This window comes from Olivibacter sp. LS-1 (assembly GCF_008245145.1).
Lineage (GTDB): Bacteria > Bacteroidota > Bacteroidia > Sphingobacteriales > Sphingobacteriaceae > Olivibacter > Olivibacter oleidegradans.
Genome location: NZ_CP041643.1, coordinates 3,629,881 through 3,654,904 on the forward strand (window position 1 = coordinate 3,629,881; position 25,024 = coordinate 3,654,904).

At 41.5% G+C, this 25,024-nt stretch carries 22 protein-coding genes; 11 read left to right on the plus strand and 11 right to left on the minus strand.

Going from position 1 to position 25,024, the window contains the following annotated elements:
* Positions 1-2: 2 nt before the first annotated feature.
* Positions 3-749, plus strand: a complete 747-nt coding sequence (locus FKG96_RS14840; protein WP_130857753.1) for a LytTR family DNA-binding domain-containing protein — start codon at positions 3-5, stop codon at positions 747-749.
* Here the strand turns inward: FKG96_RS14840 and FKG96_RS14845 are convergent.
* The gene (locus FKG96_RS14845; RefSeq protein ID WP_246860290.1) at positions 746-1,282 is read right to left on the minus strand and encodes a 5'(3')-deoxyribonucleotidase; all 537 of its coding nucleotides are present in this window, start codon (positions 1,280-1,282) and stop codon (positions 746-748) included. The two genes, FKG96_RS14840 and FKG96_RS14845, sit on opposite strands and share 4 nt — an antisense overlap.
* Before the next feature lie 87 nt (positions 1,283-1,369).
* Between FKG96_RS14845 and FKG96_RS14850 the strand changes: the two genes are divergently transcribed.
* Positions 1,370-2,119 carry a DeoR/GlpR family DNA-binding transcription regulator gene (locus tag FKG96_RS14850; protein WP_130857751.1) on the plus strand — a complete coding sequence of 250 codons (750 nt, stop codon included), beginning with the start codon at positions 1,370-1,372 and terminating at the stop codon, positions 2,117-2,119.
* 258 nt (positions 2,120-2,377) lie between these two features.
* Positions 2,378-2,557 (plus strand): histone H1, encoded by a 180-nt coding sequence (locus tag FKG96_RS14855; protein WP_013666669.1) that lies wholly within the window; start codon positions 2,378-2,380, stop codon positions 2,555-2,557.
* A 245-nt stretch (positions 2,558-2,802) separates the two neighbouring features.
* On the opposite strand, the gene FKG96_RS14860 is transcribed toward FKG96_RS14855, so the two are convergent.
* The 4 genes from FKG96_RS14860 to FKG96_RS14875 are packed head-to-tail and all read right to left on the minus strand — an operon-like array spanning position 2,803 to position 7,329.
* Positions 2,803-4,029 carry an ABC transporter permease gene (locus FKG96_RS14860; protein WP_013666670.1) on the minus strand — a complete coding sequence of 409 codons (1,227 nt, stop codon included), beginning with the start codon at positions 4,027-4,029 and terminating at the stop codon, positions 2,803-2,805.
* A gap of 23 nt (positions 4,030-4,052) precedes the next feature.
* Complete coding sequence (locus tag FKG96_RS14865; RefSeq protein WP_013666671.1) at positions 4,053-4,799, minus strand: ABC transporter ATP-binding protein; 747 nt, start codon at positions 4,797-4,799, stop codon at positions 4,053-4,055.
* Positions 4,799-5,971, minus strand: coding sequence for an efflux RND transporter periplasmic adaptor subunit (locus FKG96_RS14870; protein WP_130857749.1), 1,173 nt, complete (start codon positions 5,969-5,971; stop codon positions 4,799-4,801). The genes FKG96_RS14865 and FKG96_RS14870 overlap by 1 nt, the downstream gene beginning before the upstream one ends.
* Positions 5,972-5,994: 23 nt before the next feature.
* Positions 5,995-7,329 carry a TolC family protein gene (locus FKG96_RS14875; RefSeq protein ID WP_242627364.1) on the minus strand — a complete coding sequence of 445 codons (1,335 nt, stop codon included), beginning with the start codon at positions 7,327-7,329 and terminating at the stop codon, positions 5,995-5,997.
* Between the two features lie 248 nt (positions 7,330-7,577).
* Between FKG96_RS14875 and FKG96_RS14880 the strand changes: the two genes are divergently transcribed.
* Both FKG96_RS14880 and FKG96_RS14885 read left to right on the plus strand, forming a co-directional pair.
* Entirely contained in the window at positions 7,578-8,630 is a 1,053-nt protein-coding gene (locus FKG96_RS14880) for a sensor histidine kinase (protein ID WP_130857748.1), read from the plus strand.
* A complete protein-coding gene (locus FKG96_RS14885) occupies positions 8,627-9,361 on the plus strand; it encodes a LytTR family DNA-binding domain-containing protein (protein WP_130857747.1) in 735 nt (244 codons plus the stop codon). The genes FKG96_RS14880 and FKG96_RS14885 overlap by 4 nt, the downstream gene beginning before the upstream one ends.
* Positions 9,362-9,368: 7 nt before the next feature.
* Here FKG96_RS14885 and FKG96_RS14890 read toward each other — a convergent pair whose 3' ends face one another.
* Together FKG96_RS14890 and FKG96_RS14895 are read right to left on the minus strand one after the other, a co-directional pair.
* Entirely contained in the window at positions 9,369-10,043 is a 675-nt protein-coding gene (locus FKG96_RS14890) for a response regulator transcription factor (RefSeq protein WP_013666676.1), read from the minus strand.
* Entirely contained in the window at positions 10,040-11,641 is a 1,602-nt protein-coding gene (locus FKG96_RS14895; RefSeq protein WP_130857746.1) for a cell wall metabolism sensor histidine kinase WalK, read from the minus strand. The genes FKG96_RS14890 and FKG96_RS14895 overlap by 4 nt, the downstream gene beginning before the upstream one ends.
* A gap of 182 nt (positions 11,642-11,823) precedes the next feature.
* Between FKG96_RS14895 and FKG96_RS14900 the strand changes: the two genes are divergently transcribed.
* Both FKG96_RS14900 and FKG96_RS14905 read left to right on the plus strand, forming a co-directional pair.
* Positions 11,824-13,215 carry a DUF4270 domain-containing protein gene (locus tag FKG96_RS14900; protein WP_130857745.1) on the plus strand — a complete coding sequence of 464 codons (1,392 nt, stop codon included), beginning with the start codon at positions 11,824-11,826 and terminating at the stop codon, positions 13,213-13,215.
* 6 nt (positions 13,216-13,221) lie between these two features.
* Positions 13,222-14,220 carry a kelch repeat-containing protein gene (locus tag FKG96_RS14905; RefSeq protein WP_013666679.1) on the plus strand — a complete coding sequence of 333 codons (999 nt, stop codon included), beginning with the start codon at positions 13,222-13,224 and terminating at the stop codon, positions 14,218-14,220.
* Between the two features lie 99 nt (positions 14,221-14,319).
* Here the strand turns inward: FKG96_RS14905 and mgrA are convergent, their stop codons facing one another.
* Together mgrA and FKG96_RS14915 are read right to left on the minus strand one after the other, a co-directional pair.
* Positions 14,320-15,351: an L-glyceraldehyde 3-phosphate reductase gene (gene mgrA, locus FKG96_RS14910; protein WP_130857744.1), complete on the minus strand. Its 1,032-nt coding sequence runs from the start codon at positions 15,349-15,351 to the stop codon at positions 14,320-14,322.
* 116 nt (positions 15,352-15,467) lie between these two features.
* On the minus strand, positions 15,468-16,376 hold the full coding sequence (locus tag FKG96_RS14915; protein WP_242627363.1) for a L,D-transpeptidase: 909 nt from the start codon (positions 16,374-16,376) through the stop codon (positions 15,468-15,470).
* 187 nt (positions 16,377-16,563) lie between these two features.
* Here FKG96_RS14915 and FKG96_RS14920 point away from each other — a divergent pair, with 187 nt between their 5' ends.
* Complete coding sequence (locus FKG96_RS14920; protein ID WP_013666682.1) at positions 16,564-17,700, plus strand: putative sensor domain DACNV-containing protein; 1,137 nt, start codon at positions 16,564-16,566, stop codon at positions 17,698-17,700.
* A 252-nt stretch (positions 17,701-17,952) separates the two neighbouring features.
* Here the strand turns inward: FKG96_RS14920 and FKG96_RS14925 are convergent, their stop codons facing one another.
* Positions 17,953-18,708: a Ku protein gene (locus FKG96_RS14925; protein WP_130857743.1), complete on the minus strand. Its 756-nt coding sequence runs from the start codon at positions 18,706-18,708 to the stop codon at positions 17,953-17,955.
* Positions 18,709-18,931: 223 nt separating this feature from the next.
* On the opposite strand from FKG96_RS14925, the gene FKG96_RS14930 reads away from it, so the two are divergent.
* Positions 18,932-19,153 carry a DUF2795 domain-containing protein gene (locus tag FKG96_RS14930; RefSeq protein ID WP_013666684.1) on the plus strand — a complete coding sequence of 74 codons (222 nt, stop codon included), beginning with the start codon at positions 18,932-18,934 and terminating at the stop codon, positions 19,151-19,153.
* Between the two features lie 72 nt (positions 19,154-19,225).
* On the opposite strand, the gene gdhA is transcribed toward FKG96_RS14930, so the two are convergent.
* The gene (gene gdhA, locus FKG96_RS14935) at positions 19,226-20,566 is read right to left on the minus strand and encodes an NADP-specific glutamate dehydrogenase (RefSeq protein WP_130857742.1); all 1,341 of its coding nucleotides are present in this window, start codon (positions 20,564-20,566) and stop codon (positions 19,226-19,228) included.
* Positions 20,567-20,767: 201 nt separating this feature from the next.
* On the opposite strand from gdhA, the gene dinB reads away from it, so the two are divergent.
* On the plus strand, positions 20,768-21,925 hold the full coding sequence (gene dinB, locus FKG96_RS14940) for a DNA polymerase IV (protein ID WP_130857741.1): 1,158 nt from the start codon (positions 20,768-20,770) through the stop codon (positions 21,923-21,925).
* A 1-nt stretch (position 21,926) separates the two neighbouring features.
* A complete protein-coding gene (dnaE, locus tag FKG96_RS14945; RefSeq protein WP_149105702.1) occupies positions 21,927-24,869 on the plus strand; it encodes a DNA polymerase III subunit alpha in 2,943 nt (980 codons plus the stop codon).
* Positions 24,870-25,024: the final 155 nt, after the last annotated feature.

Genomic DNA, 25,024 nt, shown 5'->3' on the forward strand with positions numbered 1-25,024 from the left:
CCATGATAAAAGAAGATACCCGCCAAAGGATGAGCTGCTTTGTAATTGACGATGAAGAACACGCGATTGATCTTTTAACACATCATATCGGAAAAGTTCCATTTCTGGAGCTAGTTGGCTCGTCTACGGAGCCAGTGAGCGCTTTGTCGGCAATCAAAGCAAAGCCGGTTGATCTACTTTTTTTGGATGTGCAGATGCCCTACCTTACCGGAATAGAGTTACTTAACGTCCTAAATATGGATGTACAAGTTGTTCTCACAACAGCTTACACGGAGTATGCACTCACGGGCTATGAATTTGCTGTTGTTGATTATTTGCTTAAACCTATTTCCTTTGACCGATTTTTGCAGGCTGTTAATAAAGTTCAAAATCATCAAGATAACAAAAACGAAGTTGAACTACCAGGTAGTCCGTACCTCTTTATAAAAACAGATCGCAAAGGAAAACTATTTAAAATAGACGTAAGTAAGATTGTCATCATTGAAGGACTTAAAAACTATATTTCTATCTATTTAGATCATGGCGAACGAATCATTGCATTCATTACCATGAAGGAAATAGAAAAGCATTTAAGCAAAACGGCTTTTATGAGAATTCATAAGTCCTATATTATCGCACTAAAGCATGTTCGTGCGATAGAGGGAAACCAAATTAGGTTAGCTTATTATCCTCAAAGAAGTATTCCTATTGGAAACATCTTTAAGGACGCTTTTTCAGCTTGGCTAGATAAAAAGACCTTGTCTCGTTAATTTGTAGGGACTACGTCCAGTATATCAAGTATTTCCTGCCAATTATTAGCGCGAAGATGATGGGTTATACCGGCATTATGACCAGCGCTAAACAAAATGGGTTTTCCTTTGCAGAAATCCAGATTCTTACAATAGTCATCAATCATAAAGTCGGTATCAATAATACTTTTGTCTCCGCAAAAAATGATGTTGTGCCAGTGAATAAATGGAAAATGTTCAGCAAGCCATTCCTTCTTTTCAAATAGAGAAAGTGGAAATTCCATCGCGGCAGAAACAATGTAAACTTCATATCGCGTCTGAAGCCTCCTTACAGCTTCCACTGCTCCCGCCATTACCGGTATCGTTCTAAAAAAACCCGGTGTATAAAGGTATTTAAATATAGATCCGTTTGGCAAAGCTTCCGCCTCGGGGACATTATGGAAGATGTCCTTCGTTAAACGCTTTCCATATTCCTGCTCATAATAATGTAAATACTGACTTTCCGTGTCGGCTAAGACGCCATCCATGTCAATAGCAATTGATCGTTTTTTCATATATTGCAATTTAATGCAACAAAAATACATAATATTTGCAATTTATTGCAATATATTTTTATTAACTTTGCATTAAATTGCAAAAAGATGATCAAAGCAGAAAGGCAACAGCGATTAACGGAGCACATAAAGAACAAACAGTCGGCGCAACTGAAGGAGTTAAGTGAGTTACTAAATGTTTCGGAAGATACCGTGCGGAGAGATATCAAGGAGTTGTCCGACCTAGGGATTGTGAAAGCTGTGCGGGGAGGTGCCATTGCTCACTCGCCGGTTCCCCATCACTATCGCGATCGGGAACATTTACAACTGGAACAAAAGCGATTAATTGCTGAAAAAGCGTTAAATTTTATTGAGGATGGACAAGTAGTGTTTTTTGACGGGGGAACATCAAGTTTGGCGGTGGCCGCTGCCCTCCCCCCCGAGCGGAACATTGTTGTTGTTACAAACAGTTTTCCCATTGTCAACGCATTGGAGGATCACCCCTTAGCAGAAGTTATATTTTTAGGGGGGCGTTTAAATAAAGGTGCCTTTACGACTGTCGGTGCTGATACCGTAGATGCGATTCGTACGATTAAATCAGATCTGGCTTTTTTGGGAATTTGCAGCATTGATTTAGTAGCCGGGATCACTACGCGTGATTATGATGATTGTATTATCAAGCGAAATATTGTAGCCAATGCGAAATATGTAATAGCCTTGTCAACCGTTAATAAAATTGCTACGGCCGAACCTTTTTTCGTAGGACCGGTTCATTCGATCGATCTGATTTTGACCGATGCAGAACTCGACGCTACACTGCAAGCCGCGTTTAAAGATGAAGGCGTTTCTATACAGTAGAACCGATAGCGTATATAAAACGCTACAATAAATGTAATGAAGACTCTTTTGGGATCGGTCATGCCGAATTGATTCCATGACGTTTTATGGCCTATTTTAGATAAATCAATGCATTTTTATTGCTTTTTACCATTTTTTTTAAAAAAAACTGTGTTTTTAGCTCATTTAAAGCGATTTGGTACGAAAAATGTGGTTTGTAGCCCATTAGGGCAAGATCATCTTGTCGTCAAATTATCACTTAAATAAAAAATTACTACAATGGACAAATTTGGAAAGTTAAAAGAGCTTATTAGCTCAGTTGAAGTTGATGCCGACAAATTCTACAACAAAGGAAATGCAGCTGCCGGTACACGGGTACGTAAAGCAATGCAAGAGTTAAAGAATCTTGCCCAAGAGATTCGCAATGATGTTACCTCTATCAAAAATTCGGGTAAATAATCATTAAAAAATTATTACCTATGAAATACCGGAGCCCGAGGAAATCGGGCTTTTTTGTTTTAAGCATTAGGCTATAAGCTTTAGGCAGTGTCGACTATAAGGGCATTGGTACAAGGCCTGCCTACCGGCAGGCAGGCAAGTATCAGGATTTCCTATCCCGTGTCTTATGTCTTATATCCGATGTCTTTCATCTTATGTAGTACCAACGATTCAACAGCTCATCCACCACTAAAAACCCTACGATACTACTCATATCTCAAAGCTTCTATAGGGTCCAGTGCTGCGGCTTTTACCGCAGGATAATAACCAAAAAAGACACCGGTAATAACACAGACAAAGAATGAAATGACGATTGATGATTCGGAAATCAAGATCGGCCAATGAACGAGACTGGATATCGTGAAGGAGGCTATAATTCCAAGTATTGCTCCCATTACACCGCCTGTCATGCTAATAACGACGGCTTCCGTTAAAAACTGCCACAAAATATCCCGGCCACGAGCCCCTATTGACAGCCGTAATCCAATTTCCCGTGTACGTTCTGTAACCGATACATACATAATGTTCATGATACCAATTCCGCCAATGAGAAGTGAGATACCGGCTACTGCAGTCAATAAGGAGGTCATCATGCCGCTTGTTGAACTGAGCATTTGTATAAGTTCGGCCATGGTGCGTACTTCAAAATCATTTTCAGTACCTTCCCGAATACGGTGATTTTCTCTTAAGACGGTTGTGATATGTTCCATTGCTTGATTTGACAAAGCTTCGTTCGGTGTTGCTGCATAAATATTTTGAAGATAGGTTGTAGCCAAGATACGTTTCATGACGGTTGTATAAGGAGCAATGATGATATCATCCTGGTCCTGTCCGAAAGTATTTTGCCCTTTTGCATTAAGTACACCAATAATCTGAAAAGGAATTTTTCCAAAACGGATAATCTGGCCCACAGGATTCTCGTTTTCTTTGAACAAATTATCAACAACGGTTTGGCCTATTAAACAGACCTTGGCAGAAGCCTTCACTTGTTCTTCCGTAAAGTTTGATCCATCCTTTATACTTAATTGGCGTATCTGTAGGTAGTCGCTGGAAACACCTTGTAGCGATGTTGGCCAGTTATTGGCTCCCCGAATTGCCTGTCCGCTACTGGAAACACCAGGTGAAAGCGCGTTAATTTCACTTACCTCCTGCTTGATCTTGTTAACGTCGCTAAGGGTGAGCGATTGCACACTGGCTGCGCCTAGACGAACACCGCCCGGCATCGGACTGTTGTTGTAAGGCATAATCGTAATCATATTAGAACCCATGCTTGAGAAGGTATTCTGTATACTTTGTTTGGACCCTTCGCCAATAGACATCATGGTAATCACAGCGGCGACACCAATGATAATGCCCAGCATGGTAAGAAAGGCTCTCAGTTTATTCCTTTGAATCGCCCGGAGCGCTATGCGTAATAAATTGACGTAATTCATAAATTGAATTTTCTGCAAATGCGTTAATAATCATCATTTGTCGGTAAGGCAGCCAAGGCCTCTTTAGCGGAACGAATCGCCGTATTTGGTGTATCTCGTTGAATCTTTCCATCCCGCAATAGGATGGTTCGGCTGCTGAATGATGCAATGTCAGGTTCATGTGTGACGAATACAATGGTCTTTTGTTGCTCTTGATTCAACTCTTGCATCAAGGTCATAATTTCGTACGAGGTCCTCGTATCGAGATTTCCCGTTGCTTCATCTGCTAAGATCATCACAGGCTCATTCACTAAAGCTCGGGCAATAGCCACACGCTGTTGCTGCCCACCTGAAAGCTGGCTCGGCGTATGATCATACCGGTCTTGCAGTTTTACCATTTCCAGTGCATGCATCGCTTTTTCCTGCCGCTCTTTATGAGAAATGCCGGATTGGTACAATAAGGGTAGTTCCACATTTTCCAATGCCGACGTTCTAGGCAATAAATTGTAGGCCTGAAAAACGAAACCAATTTTATTGTTTCTCAATTTGGCTAATTCATCCCGATTTAAACTTTTAACATTAATTCCATCTAAAAAATACTCACCCGAACTCGCTTTGTCCAGGCAGCCTAAGATATTAAGCATGGTGGATTTACCCGAACCACTACTTCCCATGATCGTAACAAATTCACCCGTATTTACATCGAAGTTTACACCTTTCAAGGCACGTACCACCTGCGATCCGACGAGAAACTCTCTTTTCAGATCCTTAATATTTAATATCGCTGCCATTATCGTCTTCTCCTTGGTGTCGGCAAGAAAGGGTTTGACCCCATATTTTCCGGTGTACCTTGTCCGGTACTCACAATAGCTGTTATAATGCTATCTTTGGCGCCTACCCCTCCTTCTACCTGAACCTTTGTATTATCATTAATGCCTACTTTGATGGCCTGCCTAAACACTTGATTTCCTTTCAGTACCCATACGGCATTCTGGGCCGTATCGGCGGCTTGGTTTTCGATGAGTCGATACGGTGGTGTAACCTGCCCTGGTTCGATGGTGAGTTTCAGGGCACTGACAGGAACTGTAAGTACGTTGCTAGCTTCTTTTGTGTAGATCGTTACTGTAGCGGTCATACCTGGTTTTAACTTCATATCAGCATTACTGGTTTCAATAATCGTTGTGTACGTGACAACATTATTGGAGGTACTGGGTTGTAAACGAATTTCAGAAACTTTGCCTTCAAAAGTTTGATCGATATAGGCATCCACCGTAAAAGTAACACGATCACCCATTTGGACATCGCCAATATCGGCTTCGTCTACTTTGGCCTGTACTTGCATTTTGGTAATATCTTTGGCTAAACTGAATAAAGTAGGCGTATTAAAACTGGCGGCCACTGTTTGCCCAACGCTGACACTTCGATTAAGCACAACCCCATCAATTGGTGAATAGATTTTAGTAAAAGATAAATTCTGCTGCGCCGATCGCAACTGCGCCTTAATGCTGTTGACACTTGCCTGCGCCGTTTCATACGAATTAGTTGCCAGATCGTAAGTGGCCTTGCTGATCGCCCCTACTTGGAAAAGCTCCCGTTGGCGATTGAAATTGATTTGCTGATAATTAAAATTACTTTGCGCCTGCGCCAGCTGTCCCTTGATTTGATCAACCGTTGCCTGCATTAAGGTCGGATCTAGCTCCGCTAATAGTTGACCTTTTTTTACCTGCGCGTTGTAGTCGGTATAGATGCTGGCTATAATACCGGAAACCTGCGTTCCCACGGCTACCGTGTCAACCGGCTGAATAGTACCCGTTGAGGTAATGATGGATGCAATGGGGCCTTTTTCAGGCACTGTTGTTTCAAAAGCTACTCCGTTTTCCTTTTTCCTGCCGAAAAAGAAATAAAGTAAAACAGCGAGCATTAAAATCAGGATACCAATAATGATTATTTTTTTACGATTCATATATATAATTCAAGAGTTTGCACTTATTGTTGATTTTCCAAAAAATCGCCCTTGTAGAAATTGAATACATTGAGCGAAAGCATGGCACTATATTTTGCTTGCGTATATGCTTGTAATGCTTGTATGTATAGATTTTTTTGCTGTATATATTCTACTGTATTAGCCGATCCTACACGTAATTCTTCACCTGCTATCCGGTATGCTTCCTTATTATAATTTAACTGTTCGGCGGAGGCATCGTATTGACTATATGCATTCTGCGTGTTGATGTAAGCCTTTTCCACTGTTTGTGAAAGAATAGTTTTTGTATTCAACAGATCAAGCTCTGCTTGTTTAATGGCAATATTGGACTTTGCTACATTGGTTTGATTAACCTTTCTGCTGAACAAGGGGATGGTCGCAGTAATGCCGATTTGTTGATAGAAATTATTATCAAATTGCCTAAAGGTACCTATATTGGTGCCGTTGTTGTAATTGGTGCCTATCCCGCCATTCAGAGATATAACCGGCAAATAACCCGCTTTTGCCTTTTTGAGATCGAGCTTTGAATTTTCGATATTGAGTAAGCTATTCTTTATCTCGGGCCGCTTGTTTATTGCGTCCTGGATCACTTCATGTAACGAAGGAATGGCTGCAAGGGCAAAAGTCGTATCGGCTTTTACAATATCGAAAGCGCTGTCCACCGGAAGCTGAAGCAATTGTTTCAGGGTAATTTTATCTTGTCTTTCCGCATTCTTAGCACTGGTTAATGTATATTGATCAGAAGCTAGTTGCGCCTGCAATTGAATTAAATCTTTTTTCGCTGCCGCACCGGCCTTATACTGTTGATCCATTTGTTCAGTTTGCGCTTGGGATGTTTGTACCAGGTCCTGCGCATAAACAATGGTTTCTTTATCAAGCATAATGTTGGTATAAGCTTGAATAATCTGTAAGTATAAGTCGTTACCTGCCTCAGAAACGTCCAAATCAGCCATTTCAGTAGCTAATTGTGATTGGCGAATATCGGCTCTTAGGGTTCCCCCATTAAAAAGCGTTACGGAAGAGTTTAAACCCGCACTTCCATTTAAATTGATCGATTTACCGGTATCCCCCCAGGCTGTCCCGTAGTGAGTCGCATTCTGTGAAGCTGAGGCATTTAAATCGGGCAATACAGAAGCTTTGGCACTGATGAGGTTTTGATCCGCACTTTGTTTGGCCAAACGTAAATTATTGAGGGTTATATTATGTTGTTGGGCATAAGCCAAGCATTCTTTTAAAGACCATTGTTTGATATGCGTTTGTTCTTGCTGGGCATTACCAGCCAATGTGCACGATATGAGCGCGAAAAAACTCATATATTTTAACCATCTAATTGCCATATTTCATGTTTTGGAACGGCACAAAAAGACAAGCTTTACGAGATATAAAAAAGCTTTCTAGATTGAAAGGACGGTATGCTCGACAGAAAGTGTTATTTTGCAGATAAAACCAGCATTGTTAAATTGTGTTGTCTAAAAAGGCGTTAAAAGATGATTTTGTCGGTTTGGACGAGAAAATCTGACTCTCTATCGGTTAATCTTTACAGAGTTTGGGATATCCCTTAACATTGTAAGTCAAATGCGAAATAATGGAGAAAGCAAATAGAAGAACACTTGGTATTATTTTTACGCATATTTTGTTGTGGGTACTGTTAGGGTTTACCCTACTCGTTTATCCTCCACTTAGTTGGGGAATTAAGTTACCTGCTGCATTTTGGATAAAGCATGTCAGCATTATCTTTTTTTTCGTTGTTATTTTTTACAGTAATTACCTGCTCTTTACCCCTAGACTCCTTTTTAGGAACAAGCGATTGCTTTTTCTTATATGGTTATTGATTGCACTTTTCTTTGGGCAAGGGCTTGCCCTTTTACTTGAAAGATGGCTGGATTTTCAGGTAATGATGGCGAATGCAAGACAGCGGCCGCCAAAACATGAAGAACTTATCGATGGTTTCACTTTGATGTTCAGTTTACTGGTACTGGGAATAAGTACAACAGTGGCAGCCGTAAGACAATGGCAGCAAGAGGCACGTTTAAAAGACGAGTTGCAGAAACAGCAGATAGCATCCGAACTTTCTTTTCTTAAAGCACAGATCAACCCACATTTTTTCTTCAATACACTTAACAATATTTACGCTTTATCGTTTTCCGATGTGGAGCTCTCCCGAGAGGCCTTGCATAAATTATCGAGAATGATGCGTTATTTGCTATACGAAACAGCGCAAAACGAAACTAGCTTAGTAGAGGAGTTAAAGTTTTTGAAAGATCATATTGAGTTGATGCAATTACGGTTGCATGTCAATAATCAGGTAATCTATAAGGAGCCTGTTTTGTCCCATGATTACAAGATAGCACCGATGCTGTTATTACCCTTTGTTGAAAATGCGTTCAAGCATGGTATTAGTGCAACGAAAGCAAGCGAAATACGGATTGAAGTCTCGGTAAAGGACCAAACTTTACACTTAAAGGTAAGCAATACCTTACAAGAGAAAACAAGCAATCCTTTAGAAGAAAGCGGTATCGGTTTACAGAACACAAAAAGACGCCTTAATTTGTTGTATCCAGGCAGGCATCTTTTAACAATTAACAAAATTGCCAACGATACCATTTATCAAGTCGATTTAACACTTATATTATCATGAACTTGAATTGCATTGCAATCGATGATGAGCCGCTAGCATTGGGGCTAATTAGCAACTATATTGAGAAAACGCCTTTTTTAACGCTGGTAGGCTCTTATGGTAGTGCAATAGAGGCTTTGGATGTATTAGATAAACTTTCCGTCCAACTGATATTCTTAGATATTTATATGCCTGAACTAACAGGAATGGAATTCTCGAAGTTAATGGCACAATCAAATCAAAAAAATACCTGTCGAATTGTATTTACAACTGCTTTCAATCAATTCGCTATCGAAGGTTATCAAGTTGATGCGCTTTATTATCTATTAAAGCCGTTCAATTATAATGAATTTTTACAGGCGGCTAACAAGGCGAAAAGTTACTTTGAATCAATGGAAACGTTACCAGTCGACCAAGATAAAGGTAAAAAAGAGCGTTATCTATACATTAAGTCGGATTATAAACTGATTCGGATTGATTTGAATGATATCGCCTATATCGAATCTATCAAAGATTATGTAAAGATCCATCTGCTCAATAAAGAGCAAGCTATCAGTTCGTTAACAACTTTAAAGAGTATCGAAGAACGGCTTCCTGAAGCGGATTTTATCCGCATACATCGTTCCTTTATTATTGCCGTTAACAAAATAGATGCGTTGGGAAGAAATAGTGTATATGTTGGCTCAGCAGAAATACCCGTTGGCGATCTGTACAGAGAATCGTTTAAAAAATTATTGAACCAATGGGCTTAATTCTCCATTATACAATCATTTTATAACCTACTGCACGAACATTTACGATAGAAATACGATCATCCTTTTGTAAATAGGTCCGAATTCGACTAATAAATACGTCTAAGCTTCTGCCAGTGAAGAAACGATCATGAGGCCATACGGCATGGATAATATCTTGGCGGTGAATGACTTTATTTTTGTTTTCGTAGAGCATTTTGATCAGTTCACACTCCCTGAAAGACAAATTAATTTCCTTCCCTTCCCGATGCTTCAATGTTTGTCGCATACTATCCATGGCATAATCACCGATATGTAAAAAGCGTTTTTGATTTTGCCATTGATTACGTTGTACCAAGGCATTGATACGGACTTTCAGTTCTTCCAGACTAAAGGGCTTACGTAGGTAGTCGTTTGCCCCTAATTCAAAAGCGTTAACAACATCTGCTGTTTGCGTTCGGGCCGTTAGAAATAAAATAGGAGTTTCTGTATCCACTTCCCGTATTTTTTTTGCGATTGCAAAGCCATCCAAACCGGGGAGCATCACATCGAGAATGACGATCTCCGGCTTCATCTGATAAAATAATAAAAGACCTTGCTCCCCATCTGAACAATGGTTCACGTCAAATTCAGCAGATCGCAAATTATCAGCAATAATAAGTCCCAAATCGGTTTCGTCTTCGATTAATAAAAGTGGTATCATATGTTCAGGGGTAAATAAATAGTAAAGGTGGTGCCCTTGCCCGGCGTGCTAATAACCTCAATTTGTCCTTTGTGTTGGGTGATTACTTGTTTTACATAGTGTAATCCCAAGCCAAAACCCTTCACGCGGTGGATATTACCCGTTGGCACTCGATAAAATGGCTGAAAAATATGTTTAATATCGGCAGAAGCAATACCAATGCCGTTATCAGCAATACTCAATACCCATTGCCCATTCTCCATTTTGCTGATTACCCGAATATTGATCGGTTCGACGGTATACTTAATCGCATTATCTAATAAGTTGTTAACGGCATTAACAATATGCATCTTATCAACATTTATTAAGGGTACCTCTTCCTCTATCGATAAGGTGACTTGATGTTGATTGATGAGTTGATGTGTCTCCACCAATTGTAGTAGTAGTTTGTTGGTGTCCACCGGTTCGGGGTGTAAATGCATTCCCTTCTTCTCTCCTACCGCTAAATGCAAAATTTGATCGATAAGGTTCGTAAGGTGCGTCGCCGATCGATGCGTCATTTGCAAATATAGATCGGCTTTTTGCTGATTATCTTTTAACCTCAGCTGTTGCAATGTCTCAGTTGCCGCTAAGACAGTCGCTAGAGGCGTTTTCAGCTCATGCGTCATATTGTTTACAAAGTCGTTTTTTATATCCGCCAGTTTCTTTTGCTTAAAAATGGTGTAAAGCAAATACACAAGACACCCAATCGTAAGGCTTGTAAGTGCAAACGACGAAAGGAGTGCCCATGCCAGGTGCCTAAAAATCCACCAAGTAGGCGTTTTTAGGTATAAGGACAGAAAAAGGTCTTTGGAGGGATCAAGCATCATCGTTGTCGCCTGTATCGGAAAATCAACGATCACTTTTGGATTGGTTTTCCCAAAAGGTACGGAGAAGTGATGACCTCGCAGTGAGCCATTTCGATCTGATCCGGAACGCATAGCTATGCCAAAAACCGGTCTGGTGAGGGTGTGTAGCCTAATCGGTTCAGCAGGTCTCGCCGGTAGCGATCTCGTTACGCTTATGGTGGTCTTTGAGGAACCGCTCATTTTAAATAAGCGAGGCGTTGGCCCAACCATACCGGCTTCAATGCCTTTATCATCCACTCTCTTCGCTTTCAGCGTATCAAGAAAAAATACATTCTGTAAATCCGGACCTAATTTGTTGCGATACCTTTTTTGCAGTGCATGAAAATCCATATGCATGAGAGCAACAGGAAATACCCCTTGCATCGGTAGCGAATCATGTGCAAGCGTATCGTTTGCGGCTATCGCCGTTGCGGGCACACCGCTTATAGCCAGTGCAGCAACTCGATTCTTTTCGTCTGCCTGTTGATAAAACAGCTGCCTAGCCGCGGGAAAGCCGCCTTGTTTTAAAGAGGTATATGCCTCTGGATAAGCGGATCGAAACTGTAGCTCGCGTTCCTCCTGCATGCTTTCGAAGAGTAGGCGCTCGGCATAAGCAATGAAGTTCTCTTTCTCGTGTTGGTAATTACCAACAAGCCAAAAACACTGAAACACAATGGTTACTAAACTGGCCAAGGTAATTAATCCCAATAGATAACGGTGTTGTTTAGACATGCATTTTAAAATAAGAATGAGGCAAAATTAAGAGTAACTCAGTGTCAATGGGTTAAGCTTAACTATTTTTAACAATATGTAACAGTATTTAACACTATTCCTGCACACCTTTGCCTCAGTTGAGCAAGCGAGTTTATGTTTTAAGTTCATCTCGCCCTCTTAATTTGATAATCACTTGATTTATGACGATAATAAAACCCGGACTTTTAGGAACGAAGCTTTTTATTTATTCCTCTTTGATTTTTCTTCTGGTTTCCTGTACGAAAGATGGTACCATTAGCTTGAGCAATACCAATGATAATATCGGCGCAGAAATCGTGGATAGCATTACCGTTCGCACGGCTACCTATCAGCTAGATCCGCTACCCTCCAACGGGCAGGGAGTCCTATTGGTCGGTCATATGAATGATGAAGTAATGGGTAATCTAACGGTCTCCAGTTATTTCCGAATCGGCAATTCGGCCATTAGTAATGTAACTTTACCTGATGACGCGGCTTTCGATTCATTGTCACTTGCCTTGCCGTATCAAGGTTATTATTATGGCGACACTACTTTAACTCAATCTTTTAATCTTCATCGGGTCACGGAAGAGATCGAACTTATTGACGAATCCAATGCTTGGGAGGAAGATGAAAAACCCGTATTTGCCAGCGGTTCTACGCTATTTACGAACAGTGCATTTAGCTACGATGCTATCCCTTTGGGATCTGTCAGCTTTAAACATCGGCCTAAGACTAAAACTTATTCCAAGTCGGATACGGTGTTTGTCAAAGCGAATCAATCATTTGGGGAAGATTTATGGGCAAAAATAAAAAGTGGCAGTAGTCAGGTTAGCAATTCCGAAGAATTTTTGGAATATATAAAGGGCTTTGTATTAGTGCCCACTAGTAAGACTTCTATGTTAACGGCTTTCGCCACCGATTCAATTTTAATGAAAGTCTATTATTCCTATACGCGGAATACAGATGGTAAAAAAGTGCAAGATAGCTTAAATATGAAAGTGGATGATGGCAGCTATCAATTCAATAGCATTAAGGTTGATCGCAGTCAAAGTCTTATCAGCGCATTAAAAGCCGACACCGAAGCTGAGCTGCCCGGCACTGAAACAAAACAGCAGGTTATGTTGCAAGGACTGACCGGTTTGGTTACCAAAATTCAGTTTCCTTATCTCTATGAATTTGTTAACCGGAATGACGTCATTATCAATAAAGCCGAGCTCACCATTGAAACGCCGCCCAATTCACATATACCTTACACACCTCCTCCTAGCTTAAATATGATGCTGGCTGACGAGCATGGTGTGCCCAAATCCTTACTAACCTCCAGTTATGAAACCACTACACAAGTTGCCTATTTGGCAAACGACTTAAGTGGTGGTGTTGGTAATTCAAAATACACCTTCAACTTAACCGAATATGTAAGTAATTATCGAGGGGCAATGGAAGACAAGAAAAGCTCCTTGTATTTAACGATACCTGTAAGTGATCTGCTTACGAAAGTTGACCGGCTATTGATTGGCAAAGGCGATGGTAATTCGCCGATTAAGCTTCGCATATTATATACTAAATACTAATAAAAAATGAAGACTAGATTTATTAAATTGACCATGATGTTTCTCGTGCTGATTACCGCTGCTGCATGTAGCAAGGATCAGGAAGATGATGACGATGAAGAATGGGTACGGGGTGTTGATTTTGACGGACTCCCTAGAAGTGGTGCAGCCAGTTTTATCATTAACGACGATGTTTATATTACAACAGGCTACGGAACCAGCAGTACTCGTTTCAATGATACTTGGGTTTATGATGTGGGAACGGCTACCTGGACGGATCGGGCCAGTTTTCCGGGAGAGGCCCGTAATAACGCTGTTGCCTTTGCCATTAATGGAAAAGGTTATGTGGGATTGGGTACGAATGGAACAAAAATGTTCAATGACTTTTATGAGTATGACCCTCAGCAGGACACCTGGACCCCCATCGCACCTTTTCCCGGTACAGCTCGATATGGCGCGGTAAGCTTTGTAGTCAATAATATCCCCTATGTTGGTTGCGGACAGGATGTTGATGCACAGGATTATAACGATTTCTATACGTATTCGCCGAGTAGCAACAGTTGGACGAAAGTAAACAGTGCGCCGGAAAAAAGAAGTTTTGCCTTCAGCTTTGTGATCAATAATGTCGCCTACCTCGGAGGTGGGACCAATAATAAAGCGTATGTTTCCAGCTTTTATGCCTTTGATGGACAAAACTGGATTGCAAAAGAACCGCTCAGCGGCAGAACGGACGACTATACATATGATTTGCGGCGAAACTTTCCGGCGGTTTTTGTCATTGGTAGCTACGGATTTATAACGGGAGGAACTAATAGCTCTATACTAAGTTCAACCTGGCGATATGATCCGTCGGTTGATTACTGGATTGAACATGACGATTTCACCATAGATGGTGCGTCTTCCCGGCAGCAGGCGGTCGGATTTTCATCGGGTGGTGTGGGGTATGTTGTCGGTGGAAGAAGCGGAAGTACACCATTTGATGATATATGGAAATTCACTCCCGATTTGGTGAAGCATCCGAATTAGTTAGAGTTGAGTGGTTGAATGGTTGAGTAGTTGAATAGTTCGGTGGTTGACTACCAGTACTATTTACCGTTATGACTACTTAACCACTCAACCCATATCTTACTCCAATTCTGCTGATTTTGCCCAAATATTGATGTCGCCGTCTTGTGCATAGCGGTCGATGGCACTCAGCTCTTCTTCCGTAAACGCTAAATTGTCAATAGCGCCGGCGCAATCAATCACTTGTTCCGGTTTACTGGCGCCAATTAAAGCTGACGTCACTTCATTTTTTCTCAACACCCAGGCAATAGCCATTTGAGCCAATGTTTGTCCGCGGGCGGCAGCAATGTCATTCAATGAGCGTATGTTAGCCAGATTACGTTCACTTAGGAAATCGGGGTTTAAAGATTTATGTTGGTTGGCGCGACTATCCTTTGGAATATCCTTTAAATATTTTGTTGTCAGCATCCCTTGTGCCAAAGGCGAAAATACGATGGAGCCCATTCCGGTGTCTTCTAACGCTTCCAATAAACCATCCTTCTCAATCCAGCGATTTAGCAGCGAATAACTTGGTTGGTGGATTAGACAAGGCGTTCCCAATTCGCGCAATATAGCTGCAGCCTCTCGCGTCCTTTGGGCATTATAGGAAGAAATTCCAACGTACAGCGCCCTGCCGGAACGTACAATGTGATCAAGAGCCATCATTGTTTCCTCCAACGGCGTATTTGGATCGAAGCGGTGCGAATAAAAAATATCGACGTAGTCCAAACCCATACGTTTTAAACTCTGATCACAGCTTGCAATGAGGTACTTCCGACTACCCCATTCGCCGTAAGGACCTGGCCACATATCATAACCCGCCTTAGAAGATATGATCAGCTCGTCACGAAGACCGGCAAAATCTTCTTTCAGAATCCGTCCGAAAGCAAGTTCTGCACTTCCGGGAGGCGGTCCATAATTATTCGCCAGATCAAAATGCGTAATACCCAGATCAAAGGCGGTTTGGCAAATGGTTCTTTTTATGTTATGTGGCGTGTCATCGCCGAAGTTATGCCAAAGACCTAGCGAGATGGCGGGAAGCTTTAAGCCGCTGCGTCCACAGGTGTTGTACACCATCTGTTTGTATCGATCGGGATTTGGAGTCCAATTCATTTTCGTATATTTTATGCTTGTTATGGAAGGCTAATATATCATTTGTTTTATAGAAATGATGTCGTGAAATTGCTCATAATAAAATTAGCATAAAAATTACACGGCACGAGGCTTGTTTAGATCGAGTCGCGTCGCGAAGCCATCACTTGTTTCCTTTTTTCCTGCTCTTGCAGTATTCGTTCCAGATGCGGTTTAAATTCCTTGACCAGTTGCTCCTCTGTGATGTTAGTGGCTTTCGGATCTTGCAATAACTTAAACCAAGGTTTATCTCCCTCATAGTCGTACGACCCAAAAACAATAACAGGCGTTCCTTCTGCCAATACATGCTGGTCTTTCTCTACGACCCACTGTTCGGCCCAATCATAGAGCCACTTGGCATCATTTTCCAATAAACGTAAACAAGAATGCGAAGCAGGATAACCCGGCATGGTGTACTGATGCCAGCCAATTCCTTCCTTATTCCGGATATTGAAGTTCCATCGAAGGAGCCATTCGTCGTCCGCCGTACTTACATGCTCCTCCGCCTTCCAGTTGGTAAAAGAAAGTCCTGTTTTAGTAGGGTATTTCTTACTGCCCATGCTACTAGGGCCCCAACGGATAAGCTGTCCGTTTTCATAAGCGGCAAAAGCCTGAATCGGGTAAGAAAAAAACACCATTTTATCAACAGGCTTCAGCTCTTTTACCGTTAAGGGAAAAGGCGTATAGCTATTGATATCGGTTTGTACAGAATCAGGAATAAGCAAGGAATCGACATTATTAAAATTATTGAAATCAATACGGTTCAGTGCTAAAATAACGTGCTGTTGCTGCGCAGTGTACCGTTTTTTAAAACTTTTGAATGCGGTGTCATTATCCTTGATAACGAAAGTTTTATACCCTCCTGAATAAAGGTTAATTTTAGGTGTTTTACGTTCAGGTTTACCTACATCAGTTTGATCGTTTGTTTGTCTATTTTCGCTGCAGGCTATTAGTAGTCCCATAGAAAGGGTTACAACTATCCAATGAACGTGTTTTGTCATACTCATTTTAATTTGTTTAATTAAGTAACAGCCATTTTGTGAAATTGTGTGAAGGTGTTGTTTATTTGAATAAAGGGTAAGGGAATGATGGGATCATATATATTTGGTTTGACGATTTAAAAAGAACCTTTTTTATTAACTTAAGTAACAAGCTACTATTCGATACTCAGTAAAAATTAGCTAAGTTTGAACTATGATTTCTGAAACTACCTATCTCGCTGCAAAAATGATTTCCGCGACATTGGAAAAGTATTTTGCTGAACAGGCTGAATATCAAATGGGAGCGTCGGAAAAGCGCTACCTTCCGAAGGCTAATATCATTGAAGCCGTCATTGATGCAGCGTTTTGGGCCAGCCTACGACGAGAAGAGGGGTATTCACCAAAAATTTCGATTGCGCTAATGGCTTCGGATAATGTCGTGCAGCCATTACGTTTTGCTAATCCGGTACGATTTACCCCCCATAATTTGGTGAAGCTCTCCCCTGCAGTTATTCAACCAAGCATTCATTTGGGCGTTTGGCATGAAGAAGACAATCTGTTTATTTGGGGAACCACTCATGATATTTCCGAATGGTGTTTGGTTTTGGAGGTCATAGAACCGGGACTTTTAGTGGTGAAACATAAAAGGCACGAAGGGTATGGAAAGTTTGTCAATATTGCCGTGCTAAAAGGTGATCAAATTAAAATGGTAGATGAGCGTAATTTAACCTTAAACGGTTATCCCGATTTGCTAGCCTCGCTATTAGGTATGCCGTTACCCGATGCTATTGACGATTCCGTCAATATTTTGGTGGAGTTGGCTGTTGCGATGCGCAGACATAATCGAGGTGGACTATTACTGGTGGTACCCACTCATCAAGATGAATGGAAAGAATCCATTGTACATCCCATCGGTTACTCCATTGATCCGGTGTATTGTGCCCTCGGTGAATTAATCTCAAAACAAGCGGAGGACGAATCGGGAGGTGTTTGGCGAGAGGATATTCTAAGAACGATTGATGTGATCGGTGGATTTACCGCAATAGACGGTGCTACCATTATTACTAAAAATTATGAATTATTGGCCTTCGGAGCGAAAGTAGCCCGAGCAGCGAGAAACGCGCCGGTTCCCAAAGTACTGATCACCGAGCCGGTGGCGGGGCAGGAAGCTGAGATTGTCGATCCGGTAAAGATCGGCGGTACGCGCCATTTGGCAGCTGCGCAATTTGTGCACGATCAAAAAGAGGCTATGGCCTTAGTAGCTTCGCAGGATGGACTTTTTACGGTTTTTGTTTGGTCCGAAACGCTGCAAATGGTTCACGCGCATCGTATTGATACGTTGTTGCTGTAGTTAAGGAGATCAGGTGTGAGGTTTTAGGTGTAAGGTGTAAGGTGTAAGGTGTAAGGTTTTAAGTTTTAAGTAGGTATCAAGACTTTTTTAGTTGTGAGTTGCGAGTTGTGGGTTGCTGGTTTTTTTCCTGTCTTATGTCCTATATCAATATTAAGCTATAGGCGATAGGCTTTAAGCAACACTATGCAAAAAATTCATCGTTCATCATTCCTGCCTACCGGCAGACACTCATCACCCATTCATATACTCAACCTACCCCAAACTTGCTTTCAATTGTTCCAATAAATCGTTGGTACGCGTGGCCTTCACTTTCATCTTACGTACTTTTGGTCGTTTACCTTTTGCTCTTTCCTTGATAATCTTAAGCAGTTCGTCTGTGTATTCGTCTTTGTAAGCAGAAACATCGAAAGAGGTGCTATGCCTATTCACGAGCTCGAGAGCCATATCGATTTCCGCTTTCGTCAATTTTACATTTTGAGGGATGTTTAGTTCCTCGGGTGAGCGTATTTCCTGTTCAAAGCGAAGCTTATTAAGGATCAAAATATTTTCTTTTGCCCGAATCATACAGAGATTTTCGCCTGCACGCATAACAAAGGTCGCAAGCCCTACCATGCCTGCCTTCTCGAGTGCTTTTACCAATAGATGGTACGCCTTTTGTCCACCCTTTTGCGGCTCAATGTAATAGGGAGTTTCAAAATACATGCTATCCACCTCTTTTTCCTTTACGAAGGATTGGATATTGATCATTTTATTTTTTTCAGGACTTGCCTCCTCGAAATCCGTATCTTCCAGTATGATATAATTGTCATTCAACATATAGCCTTTGACGATATTTTCCCAAGCTACTTCCTTTCCGGTGTTTTCATTTACCCGTTGATAGCGGACTCTGGAATGATCCTTTCTGTCCAACATGTCGAAGTCCAGTCGACTTTGTTCTGTAGCACTAAATAATTTAACCGGTATATTTACTAAACCAAAGCCGATAGCGCCTGTCCAAATTGCTCTCATATGCTAATTTATTACAATCTTATTACAGGAAAATAACAGTCGAGATTGTGTTAAGTTTGTTATTAATAATGCTTTTAAAATTGTTTGCAAAATCTTATATTCGGGCCAATATTTTTGGAGTATATCAAAAAAACGCAATTATATTTCCATTTGGTTCAGTTTTTGTTTAATGCGTTTTGATTTTATGACAAAAATTTTTGTATAAAAGTATTAAGGAAGAATTATGTATTGGACATTAGAATTGGCTTCGCATCTAGAAGATGCACCATGGCCGGCAACAAAGGATGAATTAATTGATTATGCTATTCGTTCCGGTGCACCAGAAGGCGTATTGGAGAATCTGAATGAAATGGAAGATGATGGTGAGGCATACGAGAGTATCGAAGAAGTATGGCCTGATTATCCTACTAAAGACGATTTCCTTTTCAATGAAGATGAATACTAAGGTTTTATAGGGCGCCGAGATTTGTAATTTTGGATCGGCGCCTCTTATTTCAGGTCATTTTGTCAGTATCCATCAAACTAACCCCTGGGCTAACATCGCATCTGCAATTTTTACAAAACCACCAATATTCGCTCCCTTTTCATAATTGACATAACCATCCTTTTCTTTACCGTATTTGACGCATATACTGTGTATATCATGCATAATTTGCTTTAGACGTTGATCTACTTCTTTACGAGTCCAGGCATAACGTAAGGAATTCTGAGACATTTCCAGTCCCGATACGGCCACACCTCCGGCGTTAGCCGCCTTGCCAGGGGCAAAATAAATATGTTCTTTATTAAAAACGGCGATGGCAGCTGGCGTACAAGGCATATTCGCCCCCTCGGCTACGCAAATACAGCCATTTTTTGCCAATTGTTTTGCATCCTGCTCATCCAATTCATTTTGCGTTGCATTAGGTAAAGCGATGTCACACTTTATACGCCAGGGCTTCTCATTCGGATAGTATTCGCACCCGAATTTTTCAGCGTATTCACTAATTCTTCCCCGCTCCTTGTTCTTTAGGTCCTTAATATAGGCTAAACCTTCCAAGTCAATACCTTTTTTATTGTAAATGAAACCATCCGAGTCCGATAAGGTTAGTACCTTTGCCCCTTCCTCAATACACTTTTCAGCGGCGAATTGCGCCACATTGCCCGAGCCGGAAATGACGACGGTTTTGCCCTTGATCTCCTGTTTCTGTTGTTTCAGAATCTCCTCTACAAAGTAAACCAAGCCATAACCGGTAGCTTCCGGTCGAATTTGACTTCCGCCCCATTCAAAGCCTTTACCCGTAAGTACACCGGTAAACTCACCCTTAATGCGTTTATATTGACCAAAAAGATAACCGATCTCTCTTGAACCGACACCGATGTCGCCCGCAGGAATGTCAATATCGGCTCCGACATGCCGATAAAGTTCTGTCATGAAACTCTGACAAAATTTCATTACTTCATTATCTGATTTTCCTTTTGGATCGAAATCCGATCCCCCTTTTCCGCCTCCCATTGGCAAACCCGTGAGACTATTTTTAAAGACCTGTTCAAAAGCAAGAAATTTCAAAACACTTAAGTTAACTGAACCATGAAAGCGCAAACCACCCTTATAGGGGCCGATGGCACTATTCATTTGTACACGAAAACCACGATTTATTTCCACCTCGCCCCGATCGTTTAACCAAGGAACCCGAAAGATAATGACGCGTTCCGGTTCGGCTATGCGCTCCAATATCTTAGCGTTTCGATATTCTGGATGTTTTTGCAAAAAGGGAATAATGGTTTCAGCAACTTCCTCAACTGCCTGTAAAAATTCAGCTTCCCCTGCATTTCGCTTTTTGATATCTTCAATAAACTGCTCTTTTGATAGATCCATATAAAAAATTGCGTTAATATAGTTTTAAATGATTGCAGCTGAAATGTAAGGAAATTTTGTCAAAAGCAAAGCAATCATTGAAATTATCGTCGTTTTTTCATCAAAAAGATGATTTTATAGTGAATATGTTAGTTTTTTGATTCCGGTCGAATTTAAAATACTAAAAATATTAGTATATATTTGTGATGTAAAATGAACGAGATGGAGCAAAATAAGCATATCATCCACATGGATCAGGACGCCTTTTTTGTATCTGTTGAGATGCGTAAAAACAGCAGCTTGACGGGAAAGCCTGTTATTATTGGTGGTACCTCTGATAGAGGAGTGGTTACTTCTTGCAGCTATGAAGCCCGTAAATTTGGGGTACACGCAGCCATGCCCTCCCGTATGGCAAAACAGCTTTGTCCACATGCTATCTTCATAAAGGGTAATATGGACGATTACACCAAAGCATCACAGGAGATTACGGCAATTTTGGCGGAGAAAGTCCCCTTGTTCGAAAAGGCGAGCATTGATGAACATTACATTGATTTAACGGGCATGGATCGCTTCTTTGGTTGCATGAAATACGCGCACGAATTGCGACAGTTGATTATAAAAGAAACGGGTTTACCGATATCTTTCGGCTTATCCATTAACAAAACGGTATCGAAGATGGCGACGAATGAATGCAAACCGAATGGAGAACAAGAAGTGCAATCTCGGGATATACGCTCTTTTATGGATCCCCTATCTATAAAAAAAATCCCGGGATTAGGATCCGCTACCTACATCAAGTTGAGTGAAATGGGAGTTCGTTATATTCGCAAGCTTATTGAGATTCCACCCGAGATGATGTTTAAAGCGATGGGACAAGCTGGCCTGACCCTTTGGCACCGGGCAAATGGCGTCGACCCCACACCGGTAGTACCTTATCGAGAGCAACAGTCAATCGGAACACAGCGTACTTTTGCAGCCGATAGTATGAACATCGAAGTGATTAAGGAACTTTTAGTAGCGATGGTGACCAGCATTGCCTACGAGCTTCGACAAAAACATAAGTTAACTGCTTGTATTACCGTTACCATCCGTTATGCCAATTTCGAAACGGTTACAAAGCAGGCAAAAATTGCGTATACCTCGTTGGATCATATATTGATATCGAAAGCCAAAGAACTTTTTGAAGCCGTATACAATCGCCGTATGTTACTTCGATTGATCGGCGTCAAATTATCCCATTTGGTAGGTGGGCACGAGCAGATTCAGCTTTATTCAGCCTCCGAAAAGCATTATAGTTTGTATCAGGTGATGGACAAGGTACGCAATCGGTACGGTGAAGAGGCTATCGGCTTAGCTTCTTCTTTACAGTTGGATTGGTAGTATGTATTTGAATGTTCATAGCTCTTACAGTTTGCGTTACGGTACAATTGATTTAGATGTACTTATTGAAGAGGCGCGTAAGCTCGGCATTTCTGAGATAGTCTTAACCGATATCAATAACTCTTCAGCGAGTATGGACTTTATCCTGAAGGCACGAGTTGCAGGAATACGTGCCTTGGTGGGAATAGAATTCAGAAAGGAGGATCGGTTACTGTACATAGGCATCGCCCGGAACAGGAAGGGTATGAAAGAGCTGAACGATTTTTTAACCTATCACCAGCTCTGCGATTTGGTATTGCCGGAGCGAGCGCCTGTATTCGAACAGGCCTATGTGATTTATCCCTTCAAGGCAGTGTCCTTTATGCTGGCGGAACACGAATATGTGGGTGTACGACCGCAAGATATTAACCAGCTTTTCCGATTGGATATGGCCCTTATTCAACGGAAACTAGTGGCGCTTTATTCGGTTACATTTCAGGATAAAAAACATTACCGGCTCCATCAGTATTTAAGAGCGATTGATCAGAATACATTATTGACTAAGGTGAACGAAATCGCCATTTGTCAAGAGACGGAGTCTTTACGCCCCTTAGAAGAGTTACAGCGATTATACAGCGGTTATGAATATCTTTTGGACAATGCCCATCAACTTTTAGCAAACTGCTCTACCGATGACTACCACTTTGGTCGATTAAACAAACAAACATTTACCGATAGCAAAGCCAATGATGCTATTTTGCTGGAGAAACTGACCTTAGCAGGTATGCATGATCGTTATGGCTCCGGAAATATGCAGGCAAAGCAAAAAATTGAAGCCGAGCTTGCAGTGGTTAAACAGATGGATTTCTGTGCCTACTTTCTCATCACCTGGGACGTTATCAATTATTCCAGAAGTCGTGGTTTTTATCACGTAGGACGCGGATCCGGGGCAAATAGCACGGTGGCTTATTGTTTAGGTATCACCGATGTTGATCCCATTGCCCTGGATCTATATTTTGAGCGCTTCTTAAATTCAAAACGAAGCAGTCCGCCCGATTTCGATATCGATTATAGCTGGCATCAACGGGAAGAAATACAAGCATATCTGTTAAAGCGTTACGGTATTGCTTATACCGGGTTGCTGGGCACCATCAGCACCTTCAAAGGACGCTCCGTCATACGGGAAATTGGTAAAGTACTTGGGTTGCCAAAGAGCGAAATCGATAGCTTTACCGATCCTACACAAGATGCAGTCAATCAAGACAACCCGACCTTCCGGAAAATCATGGCGGTTTACGAGCTAATGGATGGGATGCCAAATCAACGATCCATCCATGCCGGAGGGGTATTGGTAAGTGAAGAGCCGATCACCTTTTATACGGCTTTGGACTTGCCGCCTAAGGCCATGCCGACAGTACAATGGGACATGTATGCAGCCGAAGCCATCGGTTTAGATAAATTCGATATCTTGAGTCAACGCGGCATTGGCCATATCAAGGAAGCTGTTGAACTGATCCGACAAAACAAGGGGAAATCCGTTGATATTCACGCTGTCAAGTCTTTTCTGATCGATGAGCAGATCAATCGGCGTTTAGGCGCGAGCGATAGTATTGGCTGTTTTTATATTGAATCACCAGCGATGCGCCAGCTTTTACAAAAGCTCCAATGTCGGGATTACCTGACTTTAGTCGCTGCCAGCTCGATCATCAGGCCCGGCGTGGCCTCGTCCGGTATGATGCGAAACTATATTTATTATTTTCATCATCCGGATGAAGTAATCTATTTACACCCTGTTATGAAAGAACAGCTAAAAGAAACCTATGGCGTGATGGTGTACCAGGAAGACGTTATTAAGGTATGCTATCATTACGCCGGATTGGATTTAGCCGACGCCGATGTGCTCAGACGGGCGATGAGTGGTAAATATAGGAGTCGAGATGCCTTTCAAAAATTAATAGATAAATTTTTTCTCAGTGCCAAGACTATCGGTCGAGACGAAGCAACCACTGAAGAAGTGTGGCGCCAAATTTCCAGCTTTGCCGGCTACAGTTTTTCCAAGGCCCATTCCGCTAGCTTCGCCATAGAGAGCTATCAAAGTTTATACCTTAAGACCTACTTTCCTCAGGAGTTCATGGTTGCGGTATTGAATAATTATGGGGGGTTCTATGCGCGCTGGTTATATGTGCACGAGCTAAAAAAAACCGGTGCAACCGTTCATTTGCCCTGTGTTAATAACAGCGAAGAAAAAGTGACCATTAACGGACGCGACGTTTATTTGGGTTTAATAGGTATACAGGGACTTAATGAAGATTTCATAAAATTGATTCCCTGCGAACGGGTAACAAACGGGCCTTTTCAAGATTTAACCGACTTTATTAGGCGAACCGATATTGGTTTAGAGCAACTTGCTATACTGATTAAAGTTGGCGCGTTACGTTTTACCGGGCGCACGAAAAAAGAGTTGCTATGGGATAGTCATTTATACATGGGCGGATCAGTCAAACCAAAAAGGGATAAGGAGTTGTTTGCCATCGTTAATAAGCAATACACAATGCCGGTACTTCCGGATGAACGTTTGGAAGATGCCTACCAAGAGCTTGATTTACTAGGCTATCCCTTGACGCTTACGATGTTTGATATGCTTAAAACCAGCTATCGAGGCGACGTAATGGCAAAGGATTTGCTGACACATGTCGACCAAACGGTCAAAATGGTCGGTTTATATGTGTGTGAAAAAACGGTACGCATGAAGAACCAAAAGAAAATGTGGTTTGGTACATTTTTAGATGTCCATGGAAACTTTTTCGATACCACCCATTTTCCAGGTCGTACGCCCATTTATCCTTTTAGAGGGCATGGTTGTTATCTCCTATTAGGTAAAGTGGTGGAAGACTTTGGCGTGCCAAGCATTGAGGTGGAGAAATTTGCCAAACTGCCCATTCAGGATAATCCTATTTTGGGGTGAAGTTGAGGGGGTAGTTAAGTTGTTGAGTAGTTAAGTTGTTGAGTGGTTAAGTTGTTGAGTAGTTGATTTGTTGAGTGGTTAAGCCGTTAAGTTGTTGAGTAGTTAAGTCGTCGAGTAGTTGATTTGTTGAGTGGTTAAGTTGTTGAGTGGTTAAG